This window comes from Arachnia propionica, assembly GCF_900637725.1.
In the GTDB taxonomy this organism is placed as follows: domain Bacteria; phylum Actinomycetota; class Actinomycetes; order Propionibacteriales; family Propionibacteriaceae; genus Arachnia; species Arachnia propionica.
This window is the reverse complement of record NZ_LR134406.1, coordinates 946567-972230: the sequence shown is the minus strand read 5'-3', so window position 1 is coordinate 972230 and position 25664 is coordinate 946567. Positions and strand designations below refer to the sequence as shown.

Below are 25664 nucleotides of genomic sequence, written 5' to 3'. Positions count from 1 at the left end.
TCGGTCGGGACATTCACCTGCACCGGGCAGTGATGTCGAATCCCTCTGAGGGGACGTTGTAGTTCTCCGGGAACACCCAGTCCGAGAACTGCCTGCTCGCGTTTCCACTGGCGTCAACCGGCCCCACCTTAACCTTGGCCACGTCTTCCTGATCGGCGGGGTTGGGCACCTCACACTTGACACGTCCCCCGGGTTGCCAGTTCTGCAACGTCACCTTGAAGGCGTTGCATCCCCGTCCCCCTCCGTCCGGGCACTCGACCGAATCGCCCTTGGACAGGGTCGCCTTGGTGTCCCCCCAGGTCGAGGCGCAGGACTCGGCGGAGTAGTCGCTCCAGTCGCCGTGTTCGTTCTGTGTTCTCGCCTTCACGCAGACATTCTGCTTGCGGTCGTTCCCCTTGTCCACGGAGCCGGAGAGATCGGTGGTCGTCCACGTCTCGACGCTGGGGTTCCTGCCTTCGGCCTTCACCGTGCTGGTGATCTCGACCTGCTTGACCCGGGCGCCGTTGCTGGAGCCGGGCACCTGCCAGCGCAGGGTCACGTGATCCACCCCGGGCTCGCTGTTCACCACGGGCGCCTGGGGCGGCCCGTAGGCCGTCACGGTGGCGGTCGCCGCCTCCCCCTCGGAGGTCTGTCCCAGCACGTTCGCCACGGCCACCAACCGCACGGTCACCGCCTGTCCCAGCTGGAAGGCGGGGCTGCTGACCACCGTTCTGCCGGGTTTCACCGTGCCGGACTGGCTGCCTGCGCTCCACCGGTAGGTGATCTCGTCCGCCCTGACCCCGTTCCCGGAGGCCGCGCCGAAGCTGAACTCCACCTCCGATCCCTTGCCGGTCGGTCTCAGGGAGAACCCACTTGGCGCACCCGGCGGCTGGAAGGCGCGCACGGCGTTCGAGGCAGGCGAGGCCGCGGACCACTTGCCGGACTTGTTGGTGGAGCGCACCGAGAAGGTGACGGTCTCGGTGGAGGGATCCATCGGGGTGGTGCAGCTGGTGTCCTGCTGCTCCGGGCACACCTCTTTCCCGTTCGCGTCGGTCACCACGTAACGGAAGTTCGAGTCCCCGTTCGGATTTCCGGGCGGGGACCATTTGATGTTCGCCCTGGGCTTCACCGAACTCGAACTGCTGTCCATGCTCACGGTGGGAGCCCCCTGGTTCGACGGCGCACCGGCCGGGGTCTCGGGCCGCGACTCGTCACTGGTCGGCGGGGTGAGCTGACTGTTCTCGTCGGTCAGCCGGTTGTGGGCCGTGACCGTGAAGGTGTAGGCCTGCCCGTTCGTCAGGCCCGTCCACGTGAGGCTGGTTGCGGTGGTCTCCTGTTTCTGGCCCCCCGGGTACATCGTGACGGTGTAGCGCGTGACGGGGGATCCGCCGCCCGGGACGGTGGCGGCCTCCCATGTCAGGGCGATCTGCTGGTCCCCGAAGGCCGCGGTGGGGGCGGAGGGTTTCGATGGCAGCGCGTCCACCAGGATCTCGTTGCTCGGCTCGGAGCGCGGGCTGCGGGAGTTGAGGTCGCCCTCGGCCACCTCCGCCTTGACGGTGAAGGTGTAGCGGCCACTGTTCGCCAGCCCCGGGATGTCGCAGGTGGTCTGGAGGCCGCAGTTCTTGCTGCCTCCCTGCCAGAAGACGGTGAACCCCTTCGGGGTGGCGCCGCGCCATCCGCTGTGGGTCCAGGAGACGCGGGCGGTCTGGGAGCCCGCGTACTGGGCCGTCACCGCCGTGGGTGCTCTGGGAACGTCCTTCACGACGACGCGGATCACTCCCGTGCGTTCCCTGGAGGGATCTTTCGTGGCGTCGGCGACCCGGAAGGTGACCAGGACGTCATCGACGGTGTCGGCTCCGGTCCCGGAATCCGTGGGGGTGACATTTATGACGTTGCCCTCGCTGGTGACCGTGGCCGATCCACGGACCTGCGGGCTGCCGACCAGGGTGATCTCCCCTCCCGTGTCCGCGAACGGGTTGGTGACCCACCGGGTCAGGTCGAAGGAGGCCGTGTTGCCGACCCGCCCGTCGCGTTCGACGATCTCCGAGATCGTCATGGGAGGCCGGGTGGAGGCTATCACGGTGACCGGGATGGTCATGTTGACCGGATCGGTGGAGCCGTCGTGGACCTGGACGACAATCGAACCGGTGGAACCCACCGGGGTGCCCTTGGGCACGGAAACGCTGAGTTCCTGCCCGGAGACGCTGGCCTGCACCGGTCCGTCGGTGCTCACCAAAGAGTAGGACATGGTGTCGTTGTCACCCGGGTTCGGGTCCGAGACCATGTTGCTCAGCGAGATCTTCTGGGGTGCCTCGTCGGGGGCCACTCTGAGCTGGGTGGGTCTCAGCTGCGGGGGTTGCTGCCCGTCGCCCTCGACGATGACGCTGAGGCTGAGTTTGCTCTTGAGCGCGGTCGAGTCGTCCATGGATCCGCCGTCGGTGACCTCGAAGGAGACCGTGGTCTGTCCCGAGAAGTTCTTGGCTGGGGTGAACTCGATGGTCTGATCGTCAATCACCCGGACGCCGTTGTTGCCCACCTCGGGGCTGCCCCCCGGCCCGGCGACCACCGAGTCGACACTGGTCAGGCGCGCCGTGCGTCCGGGCCTAGTGACCACCCAGTCCGTGAACCGGATCGTCAACGGCTCCCCCGCCTTGACGCGCGCCTGTCCCCTGCCCGTGTTGATCGCGGGTGGAATGGCCTCACGACCGGGCACCACGATGGCGGCACGCGAGGAAAGCCCGTCGGAGTCGGTGACGGTGTAGAGCACGATCTGCCGGTCATCGGCGAGGGGCACCGTGACCGTCCCGCCCTTGACGGTTGCCGGGGACTCGGCGGTGACCTTCAGGTCGGAGACCACCCCGTCCGGATCGGAGTCGTTCTCCAGCACGGGCACCTCGACCTGGTCCACCCCCGCGATCGCGGAAGTGGGAACCACGTCGTCGTTGGCGACGGGCGCCTTCGGTGGCACGTCCGAGGCGACCCGGACGGTGACGACCCCCCGGTCCGAGACCCCGCCACCATCCGTGATCGTGTAGTACAGGTGGTAGATGCCCTCCTGGGCGGGGGTGACCACGACAATCCGCTGCCCCCTGGTCTGCGCCTTCGGATCCCAGCTGTCGTCAGTGGCGGCCGCGGATCCCTTCACCAGCTGCAGCTGGTCCCCGTCTGGGTCGATGTCGTTGGCCAGGGCTGGGATCTCCAGCCTGGTGGACGGCCTGGCCGCAACCTCGTCGGCCACCGCCACGGGGGCCTGATTGGCCGCCGGGGGCGGCACTACGCCGACGCGGATCAGGCCCTCCCCCTCGGCCCCGAAACGGTCGAGCACCCGGTAGGTGAAGGTGTCGGTGCCGGACGCCCCCTTCGACGCGTCGTAGACGAGGTAGTTTCCCTCGACCTTCACCGCCCCGAGTTTCGGCACCTGGCTCCCGAGCCCACCCAGGGTGACCGAGTCGCCGTCGGGGTCTATGCCGTCCAGCGGCACCGGTATCCGCACGGAGGAGCCGGCGAAGGTCCTGGAGTCGATCTGTTTCGGGGTCGGTTGTTCGTTGTGCTCGTCCTTGGCGCGGATGTTCACGGTCACCGTCGTCGAGGCCGGGTTGCCCTGCGAATCCCGGACCGTGTATATGGCCTCCGCGGTGCCAGCCTCGCTGCCTGCCCGGAACCGGATCGCGCCGTTGGAGACGAAGAACTCACCCAGCGACGGGTCGGAACGCACATCGAGGTCCGACGACAGCGAGATGTCCAGATCCGCCGGGGAGTAGTCGTTGCTCAGCACCGGAACGGTGACCAGGTCCCCAACCCGCACCACCGAGCTGTCGGGGGCGGCGACGGGGGACTGCACCGTGGAGGGGGGTTCCTTCGGGATCACCAACACCTTCGCCGTCGCCGATGCGTGCCCGTTGCTGACGGTGTAGGTGAAGCTCTGCGGTGAATCGATGCCCGCCGGGGCGGTGACCCGGAGCAGCGAGTGCTTGATCACCTCGATGTTCAGTCCGGGAGCCCCGGCCTGGGACACCCCTTGAATGGCCAGCACCCCACCCGCGGGGTCGAAGTCGTTGTCGAGCGCGTTGATCGTCAGGGAACCGTTCGCGGGCAGCAATCCCAGATCATTCTCGGGCACCGGTTGGAGTCCCGACGAGTTCGGGTCGATCACATCGACACGGATGCGGCCCTTCGCGTTGTTGGGGCCGTCCGTGATCCCGTAGACCAGCGTGTAGTTCCCTGCCTTCGAGGCCGTGAAACGGATCGTCCCCGCTTGGTAGTCGGGTTTGAGTTCCACCCCGTCGGGGGCGGCGGAGACCTCCACGAGCTTCAGGGAATCGGAGTCGGAATCCGTGTCATTGCTGCGCGGGTCGAGGGTGATGGCATGCCCGACGGTGGCTACGTAGTGGTCGTTGTTGGCCACGGGCGGAGAGTTCGTGGAGCCCGGTGATATCTGTGCCGCCAGCTCCCCTGAGGCCGCGTCCCTGCCGTCGGAGACCGTCAGGTTCACCGAACGCCGGCCCGGACCTCCCTTGCCGAGGTCCTTCACGGAGACGTACCCGTCGGGACGCCACGTCATCTCCAGGCTGTCGTCCTCGACGGTGGCCTGTTGGAGGTAGATGGGGTCTCCGTCCGGGTCCACCCAGTCCGCGAGCACCGAGTATCCCGCGGAGGCCCGTTCGCTGAGGTTGACCTGGCTGTCGCGGATCTTGTGGGGGGCGGAATTCTCGTTCTCGGCGCGGATGTTGACCTTCACGGTGGCGACGTTCGACACGTCCACCCCGTCGAAGGCCTGATAGGTGAAGGTGATCGTGTCCTTCGCGTCCGCGGGCACCTCGATGCGGAGCGCACGGCCTTCCTTGGCCTGGGAGATCTTCACACCTGAGGGGACGTCCCGGATTATCGCTGTCAGCACGTCGCCGTCGAGGTCGATGTCGTTGCTCAGGACGGGAAGCACGGTGGCGGTTCCCGGTCGCGCCCCCAGCTCGTCGTCGACGGCCTGCGGTGGGTGCTGCTCCTCCGAGAACTCCCGGGTCTGGGACTTGTCCGTCTCTTCTGATTCCTTGTCCTGTTTTTCGTCCACCAGCTGGGACTCGACCTGCTCCCAGTTGTTCACCTTGACCATCTGCTTCAGGGGCAGGAAGACGTCACCGGTGACCTCGTCGTTTATGACAATCACCTTCCGGTTGGCGCGGAAGACCGGCTGCTTGGCAGCGGCAAGCTCGGGATGCTGGGCCCGTTCGTAGTCGTCTCCCCCGCAGTCGCGGACGTAGTAGCCCGATTCCGCCCACAGCGCATAGGTGCATCCCTCGAGCTGCACGGGCGCGGCGGGTTTGCCGTTCGGGATGCTCTCCCGGGTCACCTGCCCCGAGGAGATGTCCACCTTGAGCAGCTCTGAGGGCGTGGCCACGACCACCGTCCCGGAGGGTCCCGACGGTTGTTGGAGGACCCCGCCCGCAAAGCCGTCATTCGTCACGGGGTGCCCGTCGATGGTCAAGGTGGTGCCGTCCAGCACCACGATCTTGTCCCCCACCACCGTCAGCTGGGCGGAGTCCGAGAGCCTTCCCTCCAGTTTCCGTCCCTGTGCCCTGGTCACCGCCTGGTCCCCCGAACCCGTGACGGTGTACAGCTGCCCGTCCGCGGTCAGCACGTACCCGGTGCCTTCGACGCCGACAGCGATCCTTGGCGTGTCCAGGCCCTTCAGGAGCGGGTCCGCGGTGAGGCTGAAGCTCGCGGCCCCCCGGGTGTCGGTGGCCCACACCCGTCCCTCGCTCTGGTCCGCGAAGAGCACCTCGTTGCCGCCGTGTGCCGTCAGCACACCGGCCACCCCGGCCTCACCCAGAAAGGTGAGGGAGGCCACGTCCACGGGATGCACGGTGTCCGAACTGCGCACCAGAACGTTGCCCGCGGACTGGGTCACCCCGAAGGAACTGCTGGGAGGGCGGAGCGCGCCGTCTATGGTCTGGGATTCGTGGTTGAGGTGCCCCACCAGCCGCTTGGTCTGGTTGGTCACCCAGACGCCACCGTCGTTCAGGTCGACGTCGGCGGCCGGAACCCCCCGGTGAATCAGCGCGAGGATACCGAGGGAGAGCGCGACGAGACCGACCAGTACGGTCTCGACACGTTTGCGCGTGACCAGGGCCATGCGTCCTTCTTCCTACGTTCTCCCCGCCAAGTCTTCAGTCCAGGCACCCCCCGCCCAATTAACCTTCCGGTACGTGCCCGGACTGACTGGAACACTAAGGGGTCACCCGGGCCTGTCTCCAAGCCAGGTGGTGTACGGACCTGTACGAGAGTAGCTCATACAAACATAACCCGTAGTCAGGCCCGTTTGTTCTTTCTGTCTCACGTCTACATCTGCTCACCCGGAGAGGGTGATCCGTGCACACGGTCCTCCTTTTAGATGACACCCTTTAGGGTAGTCCACATGCTCCCTCCTCTCAGCCGCGGTGCCCTGGCCCAGCAGATGGCGGCCGCTCGAAGCAGGATCGGGCTGTCCATCAGGCGTGCCGCTGCGATAGCCGAGGTGCCCGCCTCGACCGCTCAGGGATGGCTCGAGGGCAGGCACCTGCCAACCCCTTCGCTGATGCCGCAGTTCATGACCCTGCTGCGCGCGCTGCAGCTCGTCACCGTACAGAACGAAACGGCCTGGGCGGAGGCGTTGGACCGGATGCGCCGCTCCAGCATCGTCGCGGAGTCCCCCTATGTCGGCCTGCGTCCCTACGCGACCACGGAGTCCAGTCTTTTCGTCGGACGGGAGCGCTCCCTGGAGGAACTCCTGGACGCATGTTCCCGGACCCGGCCTCCCCGGATCGTGATGGTCGTCGGGGCGTCCGGGGCGGGCAAGTCCTCCCTGCTGGCCGCCGGGCTGATCGGCCGCGGCACCGCGCCCGACGGCCCGTTGTCCCACCTGAACCCCGTCCAGTCGACGGTACGCGACCTGCTGGGCTGGAAAACACCCACGGAGGCGACCCTGCTGGTCGTCGACCAGTTCGAGGAACTCCAGCAGCTCGAGGCCACCGAGGCCGGGGAGCTCGTGGACACCCTGTGCCGGCTGCCCGATCACGTGACCTGCGTGATCGGCCTGAACGCGAACGCGGTCGGGACCGTGCTCCGTCAGGAACGCCTCGCCCCGTTCCTGGCCTCCCCCGTCCTGGTTGGGCCCCTCACCACCGCCGAATACCGGCAGATCATCGAAGTCCCGGCCCGTCACCACGGCCGTGCGGTCTCCACAGAGCTGACCCACGTGTTGATCCGCGACCTGCACCAGTACGGCTATCCCGACCCGGGGATCGTACTGCCGCTGCTGTCGAACACCTTGAAACGCTGTTGGAACGCCGCATCGGGAGAGACCCTCACCACCTCCGACTACCTGGCCTCGGGTGGCCTGTGGACCTCACTGAACGACGAAGCCGAGGCCGTCTGGCAGGATCTGTCTGCGCAGGACCGTCCCTTGGTCAGGCGCCTGATGTTGTCGCTGGTGGTCGTGGACGCGAACCGGCTGCTCCGGCGCTCGATCCCCTTCGGTTCGTTGTCGTCGCAGATGGTTCCGGTGGCGGAGGCCTTCATCGCGTCCCGTCTCCTGACCCACAGCGAAGACCATCTGACCATCACCCACGAGGCCCTCCTGACCCGCTGGCACCGGTTGCGCGGCTGGGTGGAGCAGGAGGAGGCGACGCTGCTGGTGGGGCGGCGCATCCACATGGCGACGAAACTCTGGGACGAGGGCGGCCGGGCACCGGAGGGGCTGATGCCCGTGGAGGCGGAGATGTGGCAGTCCTGGGCGAGGGCCGAGGACGCCCCGGTGATCTCGAAGAACGAACACGAGTTCATCGATGCCTCGCTGGCGCTCGGACGCGCCCACGAGGAGGAACAGGAGAACCGCCTTAAACACACCCGCAGACAGCGGCGAACGGCTTTGGGGATCGCGACGGTCGCCGTCGTCCTGGCGGTCGTGGCCGCCTTCCTGGGCATCCATTCCGCGGCCCTGACCCAGCAGGCCAACACCGCGGCCCGCGCCGCCCGGGCCCAGCAGCTGGCCCTAGTCTCGGACCAGATCCGCAACACCGACCCGAACGAGGCCGCGCAACTCGCCGTCGCCGCCCACCGGTTGGAGGAGAACCCCCGCACCCGTTCCACCGTCATCGAATCCGCCGGGGGAACGGCACCGCTGCGGATCAACGGCGCCGCGGGAAACACCATGGTGGCCGTCGCGCCGGGAAGCGACATCGTTCTGCGGGGCGACAGCCAGGGCAACCTTGCCGTCTGGCGCGACGGGAACCTGAAATCGGAACCCGAGCTCGTCGAGACCGACGGCGGGCAGTTGTTCGCGGTGCAACCGGTCCTGCGCGACGGGCGGTACCTCGTGATCGTCGCGGGGCAGCGGACTGCCTCGGTCTGGGACCTGACGACCTCCGCCCGCAAACTGGGTGAGTGGGCGGTAGCGGGAGTCACCTCCTACAGCGCCGCCTGGCAGGGAACGGTGGCTTTGATCGGGAATCTTCACGGTGAGGTGCAGCGCATCGACCTCACGAACCCGGAACGCCCCGAGGTGCGCACCCCGCTGCTGACCGGCGAGGATGTCGCGGTGACGGCGCTCACCGCGACACCCGATCTCATCGTGGCGAGCGCCTCCCGCAACCGGCTCGCCCTGTTCGACTCGGCGGGAACCGCCCTACCGGATTTCCAGGTGCCCGGTCAGGTGATGTCCCTGGACGTCTCGGAGGACGGCAAGGAGATCCTGGCGGGCAGCAGCGCCTCGAAGGCCCTGCTGCTCGAGGTCTCCGGCACCGCGCTGCGCACCAACCACGAGTTCCTCATGAAATCGGGAGTGCACGCGGTCAGGCATCTGGGTGACCAAGTGGCACTGGGCGGTTCCCAAGGTGAGGTCGTGATCGCCAACAGAACGGGCGAGATCACCGAACGACGTCCCCTCCGCAGCGTCGTGACGAGCATCTCCCGGGGTTCCGCCGGGCTCCTGACCGGAACCGCGGAGGGGACCCTCTCCCTGTGGCCAGCGCTACCCACCCTGCTGCGCACGAACGGCGTCAAGATCCACGACATCAGGCGGATGGGCGGGAAAACCATCATCACGACCGCGGACGGACCGCGTGTCCTGGATTCCACCGCCCCTGGTTCCCCGGAACTGACGGTACCCACCAGCCCCGGCGGGGGTGGATACCTGCCCCACGTGGCATCCGATGTCACCGGCAGCACCTTGGCGACGCAGTCGCGCGACGGCAAGGTGGTGCTGCTCCGGTTGGCCGGCAGCGGATACGAGACGGAACAGGTCATCGACGAAACCACCACGGTGGTGGACCTGGTGCTCTCCCCCGACGGCAGGCGACTGGCCATCGGACACAGGAGCCAGGTCGGCTACGACATCTATCAGCGCGGGAGCACGGGTTGGGAACCCACCGGAACGCTCCACGCCTGGCCGGGCGGGCTGGCCTTCAATTCCGATGGCACGCTCGTGGCCGCGATGAGCGCCGACGGCACAGGCTACGTCGTGGCTGCCGTCACCGATTCCAGCCCGGAAATCCTGGCGGAGGCGGGGCTGCCCGACCGGGTGGTTCCCAGCGCCTTCGAGTTCTCCCCCTCGGGTCTTCTGGCCGTGGGCGCTTTGAACGGCGGGGTGTCGATCATCGATCTGAGCGACCCCACCAAACCGCATGCCACGGCCCAGGTCTTCGACGCCCACGCATCCCTGGAGCGGTTGAGATTCAGCCCGGACGGGAACCACCTGCTGGCCACCAGCGTCGAGGGGGACCTGTGGGTCTGGGAAAGGACGGGAGAAACCCCTGCCCTGAGCCTGCACATCGAACATCCCTCGGCTTCAATCGCGGGAGCAGACCTGGTCGACGGCCAACTGCTGCTGGCCCTCTCCGACAACACGGCCGTGGCCTGGCCGGGCAATGCCGCGGCTGCGGCCGCCGACCTGTGCTCCCGCCTGGGGGATCCCCTGACCAGCCAGGAATGGGCCCAGCTGGCGCCCGGTGTTCCCTTCATGAACGGCTGTTCCTGAACCAGAGGATCACCTTGTACAAAACTTCATCGTCCACGAATGCTTGCAGGAAATGCCGGGTCACGATCCGTAGAACGGCACGTCGTCAATGGAAAGCGAAGCCCCGTCCGAGCCGTCATGACCGGGAGGCGACGTCGGCGATGGCACCCACTCGAAGAACTCGTCGACAACTTCCCTTCTCATGCCGAAAGTGGTGGCGACCACTTCGGCCCAGCTCCGGGGAGTGACGATTTCCTGCCCGATGCGCCGCGGGTTGACGAGCCGGGCATAGCACTGCACCCAGTGATGCGCCGGGTCGCTGCTCCTCATCGAACGCGCCCGGGTTTCCCGGCGCAGTGACGAGCTGAGACCCGACGACAGGAAGGATTCCGTCGCCTTCTTCCAGTTCATGATGATCCGGTGGTTGTAGTGGTTCTGCTTACCGTTGACCACGAAAAACTCGAAAACGTCGTCGCCACGGTGCCTTGCCCACAGGCAGGTGAAGGCCTCGCTGCCATGAGGTCGTTTCCAATCGCTCACGCCACCCTCCCGCTGAGACATGGCCGTTGCCGCGAGCGCCCCCAGAAGCCAGGGGAAAACGCCTGTGCTCTGCACGATGCGAGGCATTGGTTCGGTCACCTTGAAAGCCAGGATGGCGAGGAGAAAAACGACCCCCAGGATGACGAGGACATGGACGCGGAGTTTCCTGAGGAGCAACGAGAATCCACAGCCGATCAGGAAGAACGGCAGGGGGATCCAGCAGTGGCTCGCAGGAACGATGAGGGACACCAGCAGGGCCCCGAAGAGGCAGGCGGATGCAGCGAACTTGTTGATCCACGTGACCTTCCCCCGGTCCTCCTTGCCCCTCGGCAGGAAGTCGTTCTCCCGGCGCCACGAATGCGTGAGTTTGAACCACAGCCCACGCAGGCGCTGCTCGCGCTCTTTCTGATTCCCCGGGTGGAGGGCGTCCGCCAATGACTCGCAGGCCTGCGTGAATCCGCCGTTCCGCGAAGAGGGCACCGCGGATTGCCGCGCCACCTCCTTGACACACTCCGATGCGACGTCCCAGCGGTCCTCGGTGAGCATCGTCCGGGCTTCCGTTAGGACGGGTTGCAGGTCCGGGCGCTCAATGCGTTCGCTTTCGAGCAGGAGGAGCTCCACGCACACAACCGCGATCCGGTTCGGGGGCTCCAACCGTGGTTCTCCCACGTCCCGGAAGGGCATCGGGGGAGAATCCGCGGGACTCTCGCCATCGCCGCGCCCCGATGGCTGATGGGATTGTGGTCCCGGGGGCGGGGGATCCGGCGCTGCCGCGGAACGCCTTGGTCCTCCGGGGCCTCCTCGTTTCCCGGGTGCGAGCAGTCCCCGGACATCGATGCCGAGAATCTCACCCGCCTCGATGACCGCCTTGGTCCTCCGCCAGTCAAATGGAAGCCTTCGTTCGTGGACCTGGGTGCACAAAACGGTGAGAGCAGCTGCCCACTGCCTTCTCCCCACCAGCTGAATGACATTTACGAAGTCGGATTGAGGTAGTTGCGGGACCTGGGCGGCATTGATGAGAAGCCTGCGAAGGATCCTGTCCTCGAAGTTGTCGCGTCCGGCGCTGTGGTTCGCACTCACCACCACGCTGTCGTGCTCGTCGACGAAGGCCTGTGCGTCGATGCCGCCCACCCGCGCCTCAACCACGTATATCGCAGGGCGGCCGTTTCGCGATTTCTCGCTCCGGCGAGAGCCCGTGAGTCTTCGACGGGACCGTCCGGATGATTCGAGGACGCTCGCCGCCAGGGAATCCACGTCCTCGACGTTTTCGCTGGCGCTCCCGGGCTCGTTGAAACCGGCGCGAGGAGGTGGTGGAAGTTTCGCATCCGTTTGCTCGATCACCCGGTTCGAGCACGCCTCGGGCAGTCCCAGGGTCAGCACGAGGTTCGTGAGGTTTTCCGATTCACCACCGGAGATCCTGGAGTTGTTCTCGTGGAGCCCAGAACAGATCGCCTCCACCGCGGTTCCGTACTCACCTGCGGCGGTTCTCTCAAGTGCGTCGGCGATTTCCCTGGGCGACAATCCGTCGGTTGCGGCCAGAAACAGGAGCAGCCTCCTGCGAACGTCTTCGCCATCTTCCGGGCGGCGCGGTTTGCTCATGACGTGCCCGCCCCCGCCATCCCGGGGATCGCAACAGTTCTGCCCGAAATTGGTTGTTTCACGGCCATGAGCGCAGGGACCCTGTCGGGGTCACCACTCACGGTCCGGCATGAAGGACCAGACCAAGTCCTTGTCGAGCGCGTTCCAGAAATCCGGAACGGATGCCGCCTCCGATACCGTGTAGCACTTGACCGCCCTTCCCGGTTCCCTGCCATTGACGTCGAGCAGGAGCACACCGTAGCTCGGGTCCTCGTGGAAAATGTAATGGCCTCGGAAACGTTCATACAGGGGCATCCCGCTTTCAATGCCATCCATGTAGTCGCTGTCATTGAATCGTTCAACGTCCTTCAGCTCCTTGATGCCGTCTCCGAAAGAGACGGAATACAAACCGTCGTGGATTTGTTCGTAGAAGGATTTGAGTGGCTCCGGGACCAAACTCCAGACAGGGCGGATGCTCTCCGAGTGGTGTTGCTCGTCGTCCTGGGCGGGCCACGTTGGCTGGCAGGGATTCCCGCCGTAGAAGTGCTCAACTTCTCCGCGGCGATTCACGAGGGTGTAGACGACGAGGTAACGCCCGCCCCACAGCGCCAGCTGCGCATCGGCGCAGCACGCCTCCAAGATCCCTAGGGAATCTGGCAGCACATCGCCGATGCAGCCGCGCATGAGGGAGACCATCAGGTGGACACGCTCGGCTCGGGGCAGTTCTGGCAGCCGCCTCCAGGCGCCGGGAATGGGCGCCTCGGCGGGAACCGGATCCTCGACGAGACGTACGAGGTCGCGTCTTTTCGTGGGTGCGGTGCAGTATCCCGAGAGGAACTCCGACCTGTCGGGAAGATTCCTGCGGCTGAACCGGGAAAAGAACTTCATCGCCGCTCCCTTGAATGATCGTGTCCTGTTTCGCACCAACGGCCCGCGCCGCTTTCAGCCTATCGGTGAGCCGCTCAACGGCGAGGAACGGCGTTGCGAGGGGCACCATGATGACTGACGGCCGGGTGGCACAACAGGATCTGGGGCCTTGTTGCGAAAAGTGCTGTCCGAGCGAGGAAGCACCGGGCATGGCTTTCGCAACAGGGCTTAAGCTCGCTGGGTGTCGCATTCCCTGAATCGCCGGATCCTGGAGCTGGCCCTGCCCGCCTTCGCGGCGCTGGTCGCCCAGCCCCTGTTCGTCATGGCCGACACCGCGATCGTCGGACAGCTGGGCACGGATCCCCTGGCCGGGTTGGGGGTGGGTTCCACGCTGACCCTGGCGCTGGTCGGGGTGTTCGTGTTCCTCGCCTACGGTTCCACCGCCACCGTGGCGCGCCTGGTGGGGGCGAACCGGGAAAAGGACGCAGCGGAATCCGGGGCTCAGGCCATGTGGCTGGCCCTGGTCCTCGGTGCGGTGACCGGTTTGGTTTCCTGGGGATTCGCGCCGCAGCTGGCCGCTTGGCTCGGCGCCGGCGGAACGGTCCACGAACAGGCCGTGGCCTACCTTCACTGGTCGCTTCCGGGCCTGCCGGGAATGTTCCTGGTGCTGGCGGCGACGGGGACGCTACGCGGAATGGCGGACGGCCGCACCCCCATGGTCCTGGCGATCGGCGCCGCGGTCCTGAACCTGGTCGGGGACGTCGTCCTGGTCTTCGGTCTCGGCATGGGGATCGCGGGTTCGGGGGCCGCCACCGCATTCGCCGAAACGCTCATGGGGTTGACTGCCGCCGGGATCGTGGCCCGCGGAGCGGCCGGGGTGGGGGCGGGGTGGCGTCCCCGGCTGGCGGGGATGCGGACCAGCCTGTTGGTCGGTGTTCCGTTGCTGATCCGCACCCTGGCGCTGCGCGCCGCCCTGCTGCTGACCACCTGGACGGCGGCCCGTTCGGGTGCCGTGGCCCTGGCGGCGCACCAGGTCGGGTTCACGATCTGGAGTTTCCTGCAGTACGTGCTGGATGCCCTGGCGATCGCCGGGCAGACCCTCATAGGGCAGGCCCTCGGGGCTTCCAGGCCCGGTGAGGCCCGGGCGCTGTCACGCCGCATGACCGGGTGGTCGCTCTGCGCCGGCCTTCTGCTCGGGGGCGTGACCTTGTTCATCAGGAACCTCCTGGCCGCGCTGTTCACCCCGGACCCGGGGGTGCGTGACGCGGTGGCGGCGGTGCTGGTGGTGATCGGTTGCACGCTGGTGATCGCGTCCTGGGTGACCCTGTTCGACGGGGTCCTGATCGGCGCCGGGGACGGCCCCTACCTGGCCCGCGCCAGCCTGATCACACTGGCCGTGTACGCGCCGCTGGCGCTGGCCGTGGCCCGGTTCGCCCCCGGGGGTGTGCCGGGCCTGGTCTGGTTGTGGCTGGCGTTCACCATTGGCTTCATGGGGGCCCGGGCCGCGACCCTGTGGTGGCGGGAACGCTCGGATGCCTGGCTCGTCACCGGCTGAGATTCGGGAGAACCTCATACAGTGGTCCCATGGAAGATTCAACCAGACCCCTGAATCTGGAGGCCGACCTCCTGGTGATCGGTTGGGGCAAGGCCGGCAAAACCCTGGCCCGGGATCTCGCGTCCCACGGCAGGCACGTGGTGCTGGTGGAACGCGACGACGCCATGATCGGCGGCACCTGCATCAACGTGGCCTGTGTCCCGACCAAGACCTTGGTCAATCTCGCGGAGCGACGCGGCGACCGGAACCCGGACGAGTATCTGAAACAGGCCATCGCTTCCCGGGATTCCCTGATCGACAGGCTCCGGGCCGCCAACAAGGCGATGCTCTCCGGCCAGGAGACCGTCACACTCGTGCACGGTGAGGCCCGGTTCACCGGCCACCGCAGGATCCGGGTCCGGGCCGGGGAGGAAACCCTCGACATCACCGCCGGGGCCGTGGTCGTCAACACCGGAACCTCCCCGCTGATGCCGGACGTCCCGGGCATCCTAGGGAGGTTCGTTTACGACTCCACCACCATCCAGCACATCGCCGACGGCAGGGTTCCGCAGACCCTGACGATCGTCGGGGGCGGGTTCATCGGCCTGGAGTTCGCCAGCATGTTCGCCGCCTTCGGTTCGGCGGTGCGGATCCTAGAACGCGGCCCCGTTTTCCTGCCCCGTCTCGACGACGACGTGCGCGAGGCGGTGGTGGCCACCCTCACCGACCGCGGCGTAGAGATCGTCACGAACGCCCCCGTCTCGGCGATCGAGAACGACGGCAGGCGGGTGGTCTCCGGGGCCGGTTCCTTCGACACGGATGCGGTGCTGGTTGCGGTCGGACGCAAACCCGAGACCGCGGCCCTGGACCTGCCCGCCGCCGGAATCGCCACCGACGAACGCGGTTTCATCGTCGTCGACGATCACCTGCGCACCAGCGCCGAGGGCGTGTGGGCGGTGGGTGACGTCAACGGGGGTCCGCAGTTCACCTACGTCTCCCTCGACGATTACCGGATCGTCAAGGATCAGCTCGTCGGGGACTCGAAGCGTTCCCGGGCGGACAGGAAAGCGATCCCGACGACCACCTTCATCACTCCCCCGCTGGCGCAGGTCGGGCTCAGCGAACGCGAGGCCACCGAACAGGGGGTGTCCTACCTGGTGGCCTCCAAACCGGTCGCGAACATCGCGGCGATGCCTCGTCCGAAGACCCTGGGAGAGACCCACGGTCTGATCAAGGTGCTGGTCGACCCGGCAACCGACGAGGTGCTCGGGGCCACGATCTTCAGCGTCGACGCGCAGGAGGTGATCAACCTGGTCGCCCTGGCCATGCGCAACAAAACCACCGCGACCGCGCTGCGCGACGGCATCTGGACCCACCCCTCCACCACGGAGGCCCTCAACGAAGTCCTGGGCGAGTTGCACACACCCTGACCGGAACGCAAAGAAGGGGGCGGATCCCGGTCGGGACCCGCCCCTCACGCGTGCTTCAGGGAATCACTGCCTTTCCACCGGCGCCGTCCTCTGGTTACGGGCCTTGTTGATGAAGTAGCAGGGGATGATGATGACGAACCAGATCGGGGTCACGAGGACCGCCCGCAGGGTCTCCTCCTCCAGGCACAGGATGACCAGGCTGACCGCGAAGAAGACAAGCACCATCCAGGCGGTGCCGACACCGCCTGGCATCTTGTAGGTGGACTTGGCGTGCAGCTCGGGGTGCTTCTTCCGGTAGACGATGTAGCACACGACGATCAGTGCCCAGATGAACAGGAACAGCACTGAAGTGATCGAGGTGACCAGGACGAACGCCTGATTGATGGTCTCGGACGCGTAGAGGAACCCGATGCCGCACAGCAGCAGCAGGCAGGAGCAGATGAGGGCGTTCTGGGGAACGTTGCGACGTGACAGTTTTCCGAAGATCCGTGGGGCCTGCCTGTCCTCGGCCAGTCCGTACATCATGCGGGAGGTGGAGTAGAGCCCCGAGTTGTCGGAGGAGGCCGCAGCGGTCAACAGCACGAAGTTCATCACCGAGGCCGCCGCCCCGAAACCACTCAACTGGAACATGGCCGTGAAGGGACTCTCACCCGGGACGACCGCGCGCCACGGGATGACCACGCAGATGGCGGCCAAGGCCAGAACGTAGAACAAGGCGAGCCGCACGGGGATGGCGTTGATGGCCTTGGGCAGGTTGCGCTCGGGGTTGTGGGTCTCGGCAGCAGCGGTGCCAACCACCTCGAGGCCGACGAAGGCGAAGAAGGCGATCTGGAAACCGGCCAGGAACCCGGGGAAACCGTTCGGGAAGAATCCGCCGTCGTTCCACAGGTTCTCGACGGTTGCGTGATGTCCCGCCTCCGAGACGAAGCCGGAGAAGAGCAGGCTGGCGGCGACGATGAGGAGCGCCCCGACCGCGACCAGTTTGATCAGGGCGAACCAGAACTCCGCTTCGCCGAAGTACTTGACCGCCACCACGTTCAGGACGAACAGCAGCAGCGCCAGCACCGCGGCGGGCAGCCACTTCGGCACCTCCGGCCACCAGAACTGGGCGTATCCGGTGATGGCGGCCAGGTCACCCATGGCCGCCACGATCCAGGCGAACCAGTAGGTCCATCCGGCGATGAACCCGCCCGCCGGCCCGAGAACGTCCTCGGCTATGTCGCGGAAGGACTTGTACTTCAGGTTCGCCAGGAGCATCTCACCCATGGCCCGCATCATGAAGTACAGGAAGAAACCGACCACGGCGTAGACCAGCATGCTGGAGGGGCCCGCCTGGTTGATGGTGTTGCTGGACCCCATGAACATGCCGGTGCCGATGGCGCCGCCCAGGGCCATCAGCTGCAGGTGACGGTTGCTCAGGCCGCGCTGCAGCCCCTGCCCGTCCTCGTTGACATCGCCCTCGACCACCACGTCGTTGGGCGCATCATTCGGGGGGTTACTCATCTGGGAACTCCTTCGTTCTGTGTTGAGGTCTCGTCAACCACCCGGGCAGAACCGGTCCCGGGAGGTGATGTTGTTCACGGTCTTCCGGTGGCCATTTTCCGGACGTGGGGGGAGGTGCTGGCGGACAGCAGGCCCCCATAGCTGGGCAGGAACCTGATCTCGGAACCCACCTTCACAGGGGTTTCGGCGTCGGTGACGTCGATGATCAGGTGGTCGCTGCTGGCACCCAGCACCTCGATGCCCGGATCCACCGGCTCGATGGCGTCCGGGGCGGCGTCCTGGCGGCCGAGGTCGCAGATGGCGCGCAGTCTCAGCCCCCGGTCGGTGAAGTGCGTGGTGTTGCCGAAGGCATCCTGCCCGGTCCGGCCGATCGGAACCGACGGTTTGCGTTGCAGCTCAATGATCCCACCGACCAGTTCCACCGTATCCTGCCGGGTCCCGGGCCAAGGTGAACGATCCAGGACGTTGCGACCCAGGATGATCGCCTCGCCGATGCGCAGGTTGTTGATGCCTGCAGGCATCTCCCCGCTGGCCAGCAACGGAAGATTCGCGCTGTTCCCGCCAGAGACCAGTTCCAGCGGATGCCCGGTGGCGCTGCGGCACTCGTCCCTGAGGGTGACGAGCATCTCCATCTTCTCGCGGGTGGGAATCACCCCTCCGAAACAGGCGAGGTTGGTTCCCAGGCCCGCCACCTCGAGGTGGGGCAGCCGGGCGATCCGGCTCACCTCCTCGACGGCCCGGTCCGGCCACACGCCCTCCCGCAGATCACCGACATCGACCATCATCACGACCTTGTGGCGCACCCCGGCCATCCCAGCGGCGTTCGAGAGCGCCTCCGCGGTCTGATACGAGGAGATGAGGGTGTGATCGGCCCAGCGCACGGCCTCCGGTGCTTTGCCGGGGGTCGGGGCCCGCAGCAGCATGGTCGGCAGGTCCAGACCCGCCTCCGCTATCCGTTTCAGGTTGTCGATCCGCGAATCGGCAAGCATCACACAACCCGACCCCTCCAGCGCCCGCAGCAGCGCGGGATGGGCCTGCATGACCTTGGTGACCGCCGCCACCCGGATCCCCTGCGCACCGCACTGGGAGATCACCGCGGAGGCGTTGTGGGCGATCCGGTCGATGTGGATCTCCAGTCTCGGGGTTTCCACGTTCATCCTTCCGGGGTTTCGTCTTCGATTGGTTCGGGAAGTTCCCCCACCTCGTCGGCCACCCAGTCCCGGAAGGTCGCGGCGACCTCCTCGTGGTAGACCTGCGCCAAGGTTCCCAACGCGGAGAACCGGTAGTCGCGGTCGATCAGGATGCGCGCCTCGGGTGGTGGCAGCAGCCGGGCGCCCGCGCCGAGGCGGATCCGCCCGAGGATCTCGTCCCCGCCGGGAATCCTGGTCAACGCACCCCCTGTGCCGATGATCCACCGGATCGCGGTCAGGTCCTTGCCGCGGACGATCTGTTTCTTGCCCGTCGGGGTGAACAGATCGCTGACGGATCCGACGTGCCTGCGGATCCCGACCTCGACGGCGCGGGCGGCCAGCCAGCGGGTGACGTCCTCCTCCTTCTCGTCGGAGGGAATGGCCCGCAGGTATTCGAGCCGCTCCTCGTCACCGGTCTCCCCCGACATCGCCGCCACCTGGCGGGCGTTCACGAAGACGCCGAGGTCACCCTCGACGGTGCGCTTGGCCCGGGGTTCGGGGTCGATGCTGTGGCTGGTCCACTCAGCCGAGCCGTCGGTGACGCTGTGGATGTCGGTGGTCGCGCCGCCGACGTCGATCACCAGGGCGTCGCCGAGGGCGTCCGCGAAGATCTCGGCGGCCAGCAGCACCGCACCGGGGGTGGGCAGGATCTCGAATCCGGAGAGCTCCGTCAGCCTGGCCATCCCCGGTGCCTTGACGATGTGCTGGTTGAAGACCTCGTGGATCAGTTTGCGCACCGGTTCGATCTGGAGCACGTCCACGTCGGGGAAGACGTTGTCGGCGCACATCAACTCCACGTCGTTGCGGGCGAAGACGTCCTGCACCCGGCGCCGCACCGCGATGTTCCCGGCGTAGATCACCGGTGCCCTCAAACCGGACTCCGCGATCATCCGGGCGTTGTCCACCACGATCCGTTTCTCGCCGTAGTCCACTCCCCCGGCGAGCAGGACGATGTTGGGGTTCGCCTCGACGAGATCCTCCACGTCCCAGGAGTCGATCGCCCCGACCGTGGTCAGTCCGACGATCGCCCCCGCGCCGAGGGCCGCTTCCCGGGCGGCGCGGGCCGTCATCCCCTGGGTGAGTCCGTGGACGCTCATCTTCAGCCCGCCAGCGGCGGAGCTGTTGACGAAGACCTGCGTCTTGTCGATCTCGATGCCGGAGGTTTTCCGCATCTCGTCGATCGCCGCGTCGACGCCGATCTTCACGTCCCCCTGGGCGACGGAGGTCGGGGCGAACCCCTGGCCGATGTGCCGGAACCTTCCGTCCTCCAGCGAGAAGGCGTTCGCCTTCGTGATGGTGGACCCGATCTCAAGGGTGGTGACGACCCGCATCGCTCACTTCACCCGACCTTTTCCTGTTCGCGGCCGCGCATGGTGCGCACGATCGCGTCGAGCACATCGATGCCCTTGGTGCCGCGGCCGAAGGTGGCGTCCAGGCCGGTCTCGGCGGCCATGTCGCGGCTTACCTGCGTACCGCCGGCGATCAGCACCTTCTCGTCGCGGATGCCGCGTTCCTTGGTCAGCTCGGCGAGTTTCTTCATCATCGTGCGGTGAACCTCGTTGTGGCTGATGACCGTGGAGATCAGGATCGCGTCCGAGCCCGACTCGATGGCCGCATCCACCATCTTCTCGACGGGAACCGAGGTCCCGAGGTAGTGGTACTTCACGCCGTACTTCTCGAGACCGCCGTGTTTGATGTCGAGGATCTCGCGCATGCCGACGCTGTGCTCGTCCTCACCGACGGTGCCGGCCACGACGGTGATCTCGTGGTCGGTGACGAACTGGCGCAGTTCCTCCTCGGGGAGCAGCTCGATCTTCTCGGGGATGGTCAGCTCGGTCTTGTCGACGTCGAAACCGACGTGCCCCTTCACCTCGACGAAACATCCCTCGGCGGGCTGCAGCACCTGGAGGTTGACGACCTCGGGGTCGCTCAGCCCCATGCGCTTGGCCATCTCGAGGGCCGCCTCGACGGCGATCTCGGCCCGTTCGGGGATCATCAGTTCCACCAGGGCCACACCGTCACCGGCCCATTCGGCCTCGGGCCGCAGCAGGTTCCCAGAGCGGTACTCGCGGGTCCGTTCGAGCCGTTTGTGGGCGCTGTCCTCCGGGTCGAGTTCGTCGATGTAGACGATCTTCTCCGGATCGCAGAGGGTGCAACCGCCGACCAGGTCGCAGGCCTTGTCCACCCCGGCGGGCAGGTTGTTGTTGCCGAAGTGGTCACACACCGGCGCCAGATAGTCGGGATCGCGTTCGATCACGGTGCCCACCGAGATGCCGCCGTCCCCGTCACGGGCGATGCCGTCGTGGTTGCGTTCCGGGAACTCGGCGGAGTCGACGAAGAAGCCCTGCTCCACGGCCGCGAAGTAGCCGCCCGCGTGCAGCATCTCGGTGAGGAAGCCGATCGCGCGTTCCTTGAGGTCGCGCACCATCCCGCCCAGCGGGCCTTCCCGATTGAGGGTGAGCAGTTCCTTGATGCCGTCCAAGGCCGCCCAGGTCTGTTTGACGGTCTGCACGCCACGCACCGAGTTGTAGTGCCAGGGCAGGTTGCGTCCCTCGTCGGGGGTGATGGTGCTCTGGATGTCTGCGCTGGTGAGCATGGAGATCATCGTGTCGATCACGTGCAGGCGGATCGCCTCGTTGATGTCGGACTCGATGTAGCGGGTGTTCTGCTGGGCGCGCATCTTGTATTCGGAGAAGAAGTCGCGCAGCGCGACCGCGTAGGGCAGGTCGAACCACAGCTTCGGGGTCGGCGGGGCGCTCGGCGGCACCGTCGAGAGCCCGATGAGGTCCTTGGGCATCCCGACCATGACGGAGAAGGCAGAGTTCAGGCCGTGCTGGACCATGAGCTCGGGCATCACCTTCCAGCCCTGGCGGGCGGTGGCGTTGGCGTTGTGGGCGCCGTCGATCTGGAAGATCCGGGCCCCGGTCATGACCTTCTTGGCCTCACCCGCGTCGACGTAGCTGCGGTAGGCGTTGATGTTGCGGTAGAGCACGTTGTACTGCGGGTCCTGGTGGGCGCCGTTGACGCCCTCCTCCGCGAACAGCACCGCGACCTCGGGGCCCGCCACGCCGGAGACGTAGCTGTGGAAGTTGATCGGGCGGCCGACCTCGTCCTCGATCAGGTCGCAGGCCTTGCGGCTGGCGCGCAGCTGCTTGCGGGTGATCGGCACACCACCGATACCCTCGGGGGTTCCCTCCATCAGGCCGTCGATGTGGCTCTGCCCGGTGGTGCGGATCACCATGATGTGGTCGGCGCCGTTCCAGGCCGCCATCCGCATGCGGCGGATGTCGTCCTCGAAGTGCCCGGAGGCGATCTCGGAGGTAATCACCGGGGCCGGCTGCGGGTCGATGCCCTCGAAGTACTTCGCGGTGGGCATCGGGACGCTGTTCTTCAGCGGTTCCGACATGTTCCTGAAATGGAATCCCGCCATGTCGACACCACCCTCGGGCACGGTGCGCCAGGTCCAGCCCTTGCGCGGCGGGTGGTAGTTCTCCAGATCCTCGAGGATCTCCTCCACGTTGATCTTGGTGTTCGGATCCAGCTTGTCGGTCACGCTCACTTCTCCTCGAAGAGCCCGGCCATCACGGCCGGATCGTCGGCGATGGCGGCTGCGGCCGCCCGGATGTCAATTCCGTCGCGCCTGGACAGGCGCAGCACCACGTGCCCCGCTCCCTTGCCCAGCAGCCCGGCGTTCAGCACGTTCTCGACCACGGCGTGCGTGGTGACCGAGTCGATGCCCATGCGCAACAGCACCGACCGTTCGATCGACGGCGTGGTGTGGGTGCGCGCCAGCTCCACCACCGGCTCCATCACCTGGTGGCACAGCTCCCAGAACCTGGCCTTGAGGGCCTCGTCGTCCAGGTCCGCCAGTTCGGAACGCAACTTCTCGAAGCGGTCGATCCGCTCCTGTTCCTCTGTGTTCATCATCGTCCTTCCTGTTCACTCGCCGCCCGCGACCCCGGGGACGAGCGATCGCACGTGTTCTTCGGTGGTGTTGGCGTCGGCGGCCAGGAATTCGACGTCCTCGCTGCTCCACCGCTCGGGGGGCAGCACCTTGGCGGCGTGCCTGATGTAGCTGCCGCGCAGCCTCTCGAGATCCAGGGGTTTGCCCGCGACCTGGTCGAGTCGCTCCGGGATGACGATCGCCTTGCCGGGGACGTTGTCCGCCGGGTCGCCCCTGCGCACCTCGATGCCCCGGCTCTTCGCGAACGACAGCTGGCTGTTGTGGTGCTTGCCCGCGCCGGTGTACTCGGTTTCCTGGACGACGATGATCTGGTCGCGGTCCATCTGCATGGCAAGGGCGACGGCCGCCGTCAGGCTGGTGTTGCCGGCCGGGCCGCGTTCCAGGCCCTCAAGTTTCGTCAGCAGTTCGGTCATGTAGAAGACCTCGCCCTGGGTGACCAGGTGGTAGCCGTTCATGTACCGCAGGGCGCGGGCCGCGTTGCGCGGCACGTCCACCCGGTCGGGCCAGGTGGCGAACGGCACCCCGAAACCGGTGTGCCCCGTGGTGAAGGACTTGTTGTTGAAGTCCTTGTCGGATGCCATGTGCAGGCCGGTGAGGTCGACGGAGACCGCCACCACCTGGGTCTGGTCGCAGCCCACCTTGCGCAGGCCGCGGGCCGTGCCTGTCAGGTTGCCACCGCCGGCGTGCGTTACCGCGACCACGTCGGGCTGGCGTCCGTAACGTTCCTGCACCTCGCGGCCGATCTCGGCGCCGAGCGTCTCCACCCCCGCGATTCCGTAGGGGGTGTAGAGGCTGGCGTTGAAGTAGCCGGTCTCCTCCAGGGTGCGCAGCAGCACGTAGAACAGCTCCGGCCCCACCGTCAGTTTGACCACCTCGGCCCCGTAGGCCTCGCAGGCCCGGGACTTCTCGACGATCTCGGGTTGCCCGACGTGCTCGGAGTCGTAGACCTCCTGGATCACGATGCACTTGAGTCCCTGCTGGGCGGCCTGCGAGGCGACGGCCGCCCCGTAGTTCCCGCTCGTCGCGGTGACCATGCCCTTGAAACCCTTCTTGCGGGCCTCGTGGGCGCTGAGGGAGGCACGGCGCGCCTTGAAACTTCCGGAGGCGTTCGCGGCCTCGTCCTTGACAAGGATCCTGGCCCCCTTGCCGGGGCCGGCGATGGCCCGCACCGCCTCGGTGAGGCGATGCAGTTCGTGCAGCGGGGTCCTGCCGACCTTGGTGGACCGCTGGATTTCGGCCACATCGTCGAGGGAGTAGCCGGTGGCCGCCATCATCGCCTCGTAGTCGAAGGCGATGGGGCTGATGTTGAACTCGTCGTAGTCCAACCCCAAAGCGGAACGCATGATCTCGTTCCTGCGGGCCATCACGTCCTTGTATGAGTTGCTCATGACTCGTACTCCGTCCCGATCGTGAGGATCTCGTCCACGGTCTCACCGAAGCTGTGGGAATATCCGGGATTGATCCGGCTCAGCACCCCGGTGTGGGTCCGCCCGATGATGGTGCGGATGGTCGCCTCCTCACCGAGCGCCGCGGGCGCGGTGAGGAAACCGTCGACCCATTGCAGCAGCGGGGTGGCGGCCGTGTCCGCCGGCACTCCCTCCGCGCGTTCCCCGGGGGTCAGCACGACCTGCTGGATCTCCACCCATGCCCCCTCGGGGGCCACCTTCGTTGCACTCACTGCATCGCTCCAATCTCGGGTCAGGTCACCGGCGCTCGTAGGCCTCGGGGCCCATCAGCGCCGTCGGCGACGGCAGGTCGACGATCCGCTTGAGCCCCGGGGTGGCGGCGAAGATGCGGGGAATGGTGTTCACCGCGATGCCCGCGGTGGCCTTGCCGCCCGCGATCTCGGGGCCGGTGGACATGCTGATCTCGGGTACGCCGTGGATGGTGATGTAGTCGCCGGTGTCGACTCCCTCGGCCCCGGGATCAACCTGCTGCGGGTGGATGAGTTTGATGATCTCCTCGTCGCCGCGATACCCGACGGCGATGTGGTTGCAGCCCGCGACCTTCCCGGGCTCGATGACCCGGTCCCTGGCCTGGCGCGGCACCTTCGCGATGATCGGTTCGAGTGTCTGTTCCACGCGGTCGACGCCGAGTCCGAGGGCGTCGCTGATCAGGCGGACGGATTCGGGGAAACCGACGTGCCCGACGATGGAGCCGTCGGCGACCCCGGCCTTGAACTCCTCGGGGGTGGTTCCCACGCCCTGGGTGGACAGCACGGTCTGCCCGTAGGGGCTGAGGTCGTTGATGCGGCTGGCCTCGATGCTGGTGACCTCCTGGCTGCCGGCGGTCAGCACCACGACGAGATGGTCGAGCACGAAGCCCGGGTTGACGCCCACGCCAATGGCGGAGACGCCGTGTTCCTTGGCCAGCGCGTCCAGTTCGACCGCCTCCTCGGGGTTCTGCGCCTCGGGAGCGGCCATCTCCTCGGCGATGCTGACCACGTTGATGCCCGCGGAGATGATGGCCTTCAGGTCAGGAAGCTGTTTCTTGACCCAGGACGTGGTGGCGATGGTGACGACGTCCACCTTCTCCGGGTCGAGGATGCTGGCCGGGTCGTTGCTGATCTTCACGCCCGCCGGGCCCACGCCGAGCACCTCGCCGACGTCCTTGCCCGCGAGTTCAGGACTGATGTCGAATGCGCCGACCAGTTCCAGGCCGTCCTTGGCCAGGATCACCTTCGCAACGCCTTGGCCCATCGCACCGAGACCCCACTGAGCCACTCGGATTCGCTGATTCTTGCTCACTTCTCTCCCTCGAGTTGTTGTTTCCGCCTCAGCCGGGACATGACACGCAGGTGCACCGAGAACCTCGGAGCGAACGTGCCCCTTCCTCCGGGGACCGAGGACCGGCGCCGCTTCCCCCTTCCAATCCGGCGGTTAGTATGTTCGCCATGTCCTGGGCTCCTCGCCCGATGAGCATCCACCCGGATGCCCGTCGGCCCACTGTCGTGAAGGTGTCGCCACTGACCATTCCGCTTTCACGGTATCCACGCCCACCCGCCACAAGCCCGAGAACACCGGAATCAATTGCGATAGGGGCCTGTATCTTGAGATCTTCCCACCACCGATGCTCCGAGTTGGGAAACCTCCCG

General features: G+C 66.7%; 14 protein-coding genes. 3 read left to right on the top strand and 11 right to left on the bottom strand.

The window, feature by feature from the left end; translation table 11 throughout:
- Positions 1–13: 13 nt before the first annotated feature.
- On the bottom strand, positions 14–6106 hold the full coding sequence (locus EL272_RS04215) for an Ig-like domain-containing protein (RefSeq protein WP_061787788.1): 6093 nt from the start codon (positions 6104–6106) through the stop codon (positions 14–16).
- Positions 6107–6388: 282 nt separating this feature from the next.
- Here EL272_RS04215 and EL272_RS04210 point away from each other — a divergent pair, with 282 nt between their 5' ends.
- Positions 6389–9985, top strand: a complete 3597-nt coding sequence (locus EL272_RS04210) for an nSTAND1 domain-containing NTPase (protein ID WP_061787789.1) — start codon at positions 6389–6391, stop codon at positions 9983–9985.
- A gap of 60 nt (positions 9986–10045) precedes the next feature.
- On the opposite strand, the gene EL272_RS04205 is transcribed toward EL272_RS04210, so the two are convergent.
- Complete coding sequence (locus tag EL272_RS04205) at positions 10046–12103, bottom strand: hypothetical protein (RefSeq protein ID WP_061787790.1); 2058 nt, start codon at positions 12101–12103, stop codon at positions 10046–10048.
- A 90-nt stretch (positions 12104–12193) separates the two neighbouring features.
- Positions 12194–12970 (bottom strand): hypothetical protein, encoded by a 777-nt coding sequence (locus EL272_RS04200; protein WP_061787791.1) that lies wholly within the window; start codon positions 12968–12970, stop codon positions 12194–12196.
- A gap of 220 nt (positions 12971–13190) precedes the next feature.
- Between EL272_RS04200 and EL272_RS04195 the strand changes: the two genes are divergently transcribed.
- Both EL272_RS04195 and EL272_RS04190 read left to right on the top strand, forming a co-directional pair.
- Positions 13191–14504, top strand: a complete 1314-nt coding sequence (locus EL272_RS04195) for an MATE family efflux transporter (protein ID WP_061787792.1) — start codon at positions 13191–13193, stop codon at positions 14502–14504.
- 29 nt (positions 14505–14533) lie between these two features.
- Positions 14534–15913, top strand: coding sequence for an FAD-dependent oxidoreductase (locus EL272_RS04190; RefSeq protein ID WP_174525744.1), 1380 nt, complete (start codon positions 14534–14536; stop codon positions 15911–15913).
- Between the two features lie 63 nt (positions 15914–15976).
- Here EL272_RS04190 and EL272_RS04185 read toward each other — a convergent pair whose 3' ends face one another.
- From EL272_RS04185 to ord, 8 genes are all read right to left on the bottom strand, one after another.
- Positions 15977–17416: an amino acid permease gene (locus EL272_RS04185; protein ID WP_014845976.1), complete on the bottom strand. Its 1440-nt coding sequence runs from the start codon at positions 17414–17416 to the stop codon at positions 15977–15979.
- A 74-nt stretch (positions 17417–17490) separates the two neighbouring features.
- The gene (locus tag EL272_RS04180; protein ID WP_061787793.1) at positions 17491–18573 is read right to left on the bottom strand and encodes an alanine racemase; all 1083 of its coding nucleotides are present in this window, start codon (positions 18571–18573) and stop codon (positions 17491–17493) included.
- Positions 18570–19937 (bottom strand): glutamate mutase L, encoded by a 1368-nt coding sequence (locus EL272_RS04175; RefSeq protein ID WP_014845974.1) that lies wholly within the window; start codon positions 19935–19937, stop codon positions 18570–18572. The genes EL272_RS04180 and EL272_RS04175 overlap by 4 nt, the downstream gene beginning before the upstream one ends.
- Before the next feature lie 8 nt (positions 19938–19945).
- A complete protein-coding gene (gene oraE, locus EL272_RS04170; protein WP_061787794.1) occupies positions 19946–22159 on the bottom strand; it encodes a D-ornithine 4,5-aminomutase subunit OraE in 2214 nt (737 codons plus the stop codon).
- Positions 22160–22161: 2 nt separating this feature from the next.
- A complete protein-coding gene (oraS, locus tag EL272_RS04165) occupies positions 22162–22533 on the bottom strand; it encodes a D-ornithine 4,5-aminomutase subunit OraS (RefSeq protein ID WP_061787795.1) in 372 nt (123 codons plus the stop codon).
- A gap of 12 nt (positions 22534–22545) precedes the next feature.
- A complete protein-coding gene (ortB, locus tag EL272_RS04160; RefSeq protein WP_014845971.1) occupies positions 22546–23958 on the bottom strand; it encodes a 2-amino-4-oxopentanoate thiolase subunit OrtB in 1413 nt (470 codons plus the stop codon).
- Positions 23955–24248, bottom strand: a complete 294-nt coding sequence (ortA, locus tag EL272_RS04155) for a 2-amino-4-oxopentanoate thiolase subunit OrtA (RefSeq protein WP_014845970.1) — start codon at positions 24246–24248, stop codon at positions 23955–23957. The genes ortB and ortA overlap by 4 nt, the downstream gene beginning before the upstream one ends.
- 25 nt (positions 24249–24273) lie before the next feature.
- Positions 24274–25317 carry a 2,4-diaminopentanoate dehydrogenase gene (gene ord, locus EL272_RS04150; protein ID WP_073970059.1) on the bottom strand — a complete coding sequence of 348 codons (1044 nt, stop codon included), beginning with the start codon at positions 25315–25317 and terminating at the stop codon, positions 24274–24276.
- Between the last annotated feature and the right edge of the window lie 347 nt (positions 25318–25664).

Excerpts from the sequence above, each read along its gene's own strand:
- ortB (WP_014845971.1), bottom strand. The coding sequence starts at position 23,958 with ATGAGCAACTCATACAAGGACGTGATGGCCCGCAGGAACGAGATCATG.
- oraS (WP_061787795.1), bottom strand. The coding sequence starts at position 22,533 with ATGATGAACACAGAGGAACAGGAGCGGATCGACCGCTTCGAGAAGTTG.
- EL272_RS04175 (WP_014845974.1), bottom strand. The coding sequence starts at position 19,937 with ATGCGGGTCGTCACCACCCTTGAGATCGGGTCCACCATCACGAAGGCG.
- EL272_RS04200 (WP_061787791.1), bottom strand. The coding sequence starts at position 12,970 with ATGAAGTTCTTTTCCCGGTTCAGCCGCAGGAATCTTCCCGACAGGTCG.
- EL272_RS04205 (WP_061787790.1), bottom strand. The coding sequence starts at position 12,103 with ATGAGCAAACCGCGCCGCCCGGAAGATGGCGAAGACGTTCGCAGGAGG.
- EL272_RS04185 (WP_014845976.1), bottom strand. The coding sequence starts at position 17,416 with ATGAGTAACCCCCCGAATGATGCGCCCAACGACGTGGTGGTCGAGGGC.
- EL272_RS04210 (WP_061787789.1), top strand. The coding sequence starts at position 6,389 with ATGCTCCCTCCTCTCAGCCGCGGTGCCCTGGCCCAGCAGATGGCGGCC.
- EL272_RS04180 (WP_061787793.1), bottom strand. The coding sequence starts at position 18,573 with ATGAACGTGGAAACCCCGAGACTGGAGATCCACATCGACCGGATCGCC.
- EL272_RS04190 (WP_174525744.1), top strand. The coding sequence starts at position 14,534 with ATGGAAGATTCAACCAGACCCCTGAATCTGGAGGCCGACCTCCTGGTG.
- EL272_RS04215 (WP_061787788.1), bottom strand. The coding sequence starts at position 6,106 with ATGGCCCTGGTCACGCGCAAACGTGTCGAGACCGTACTGGTCGGTCTC.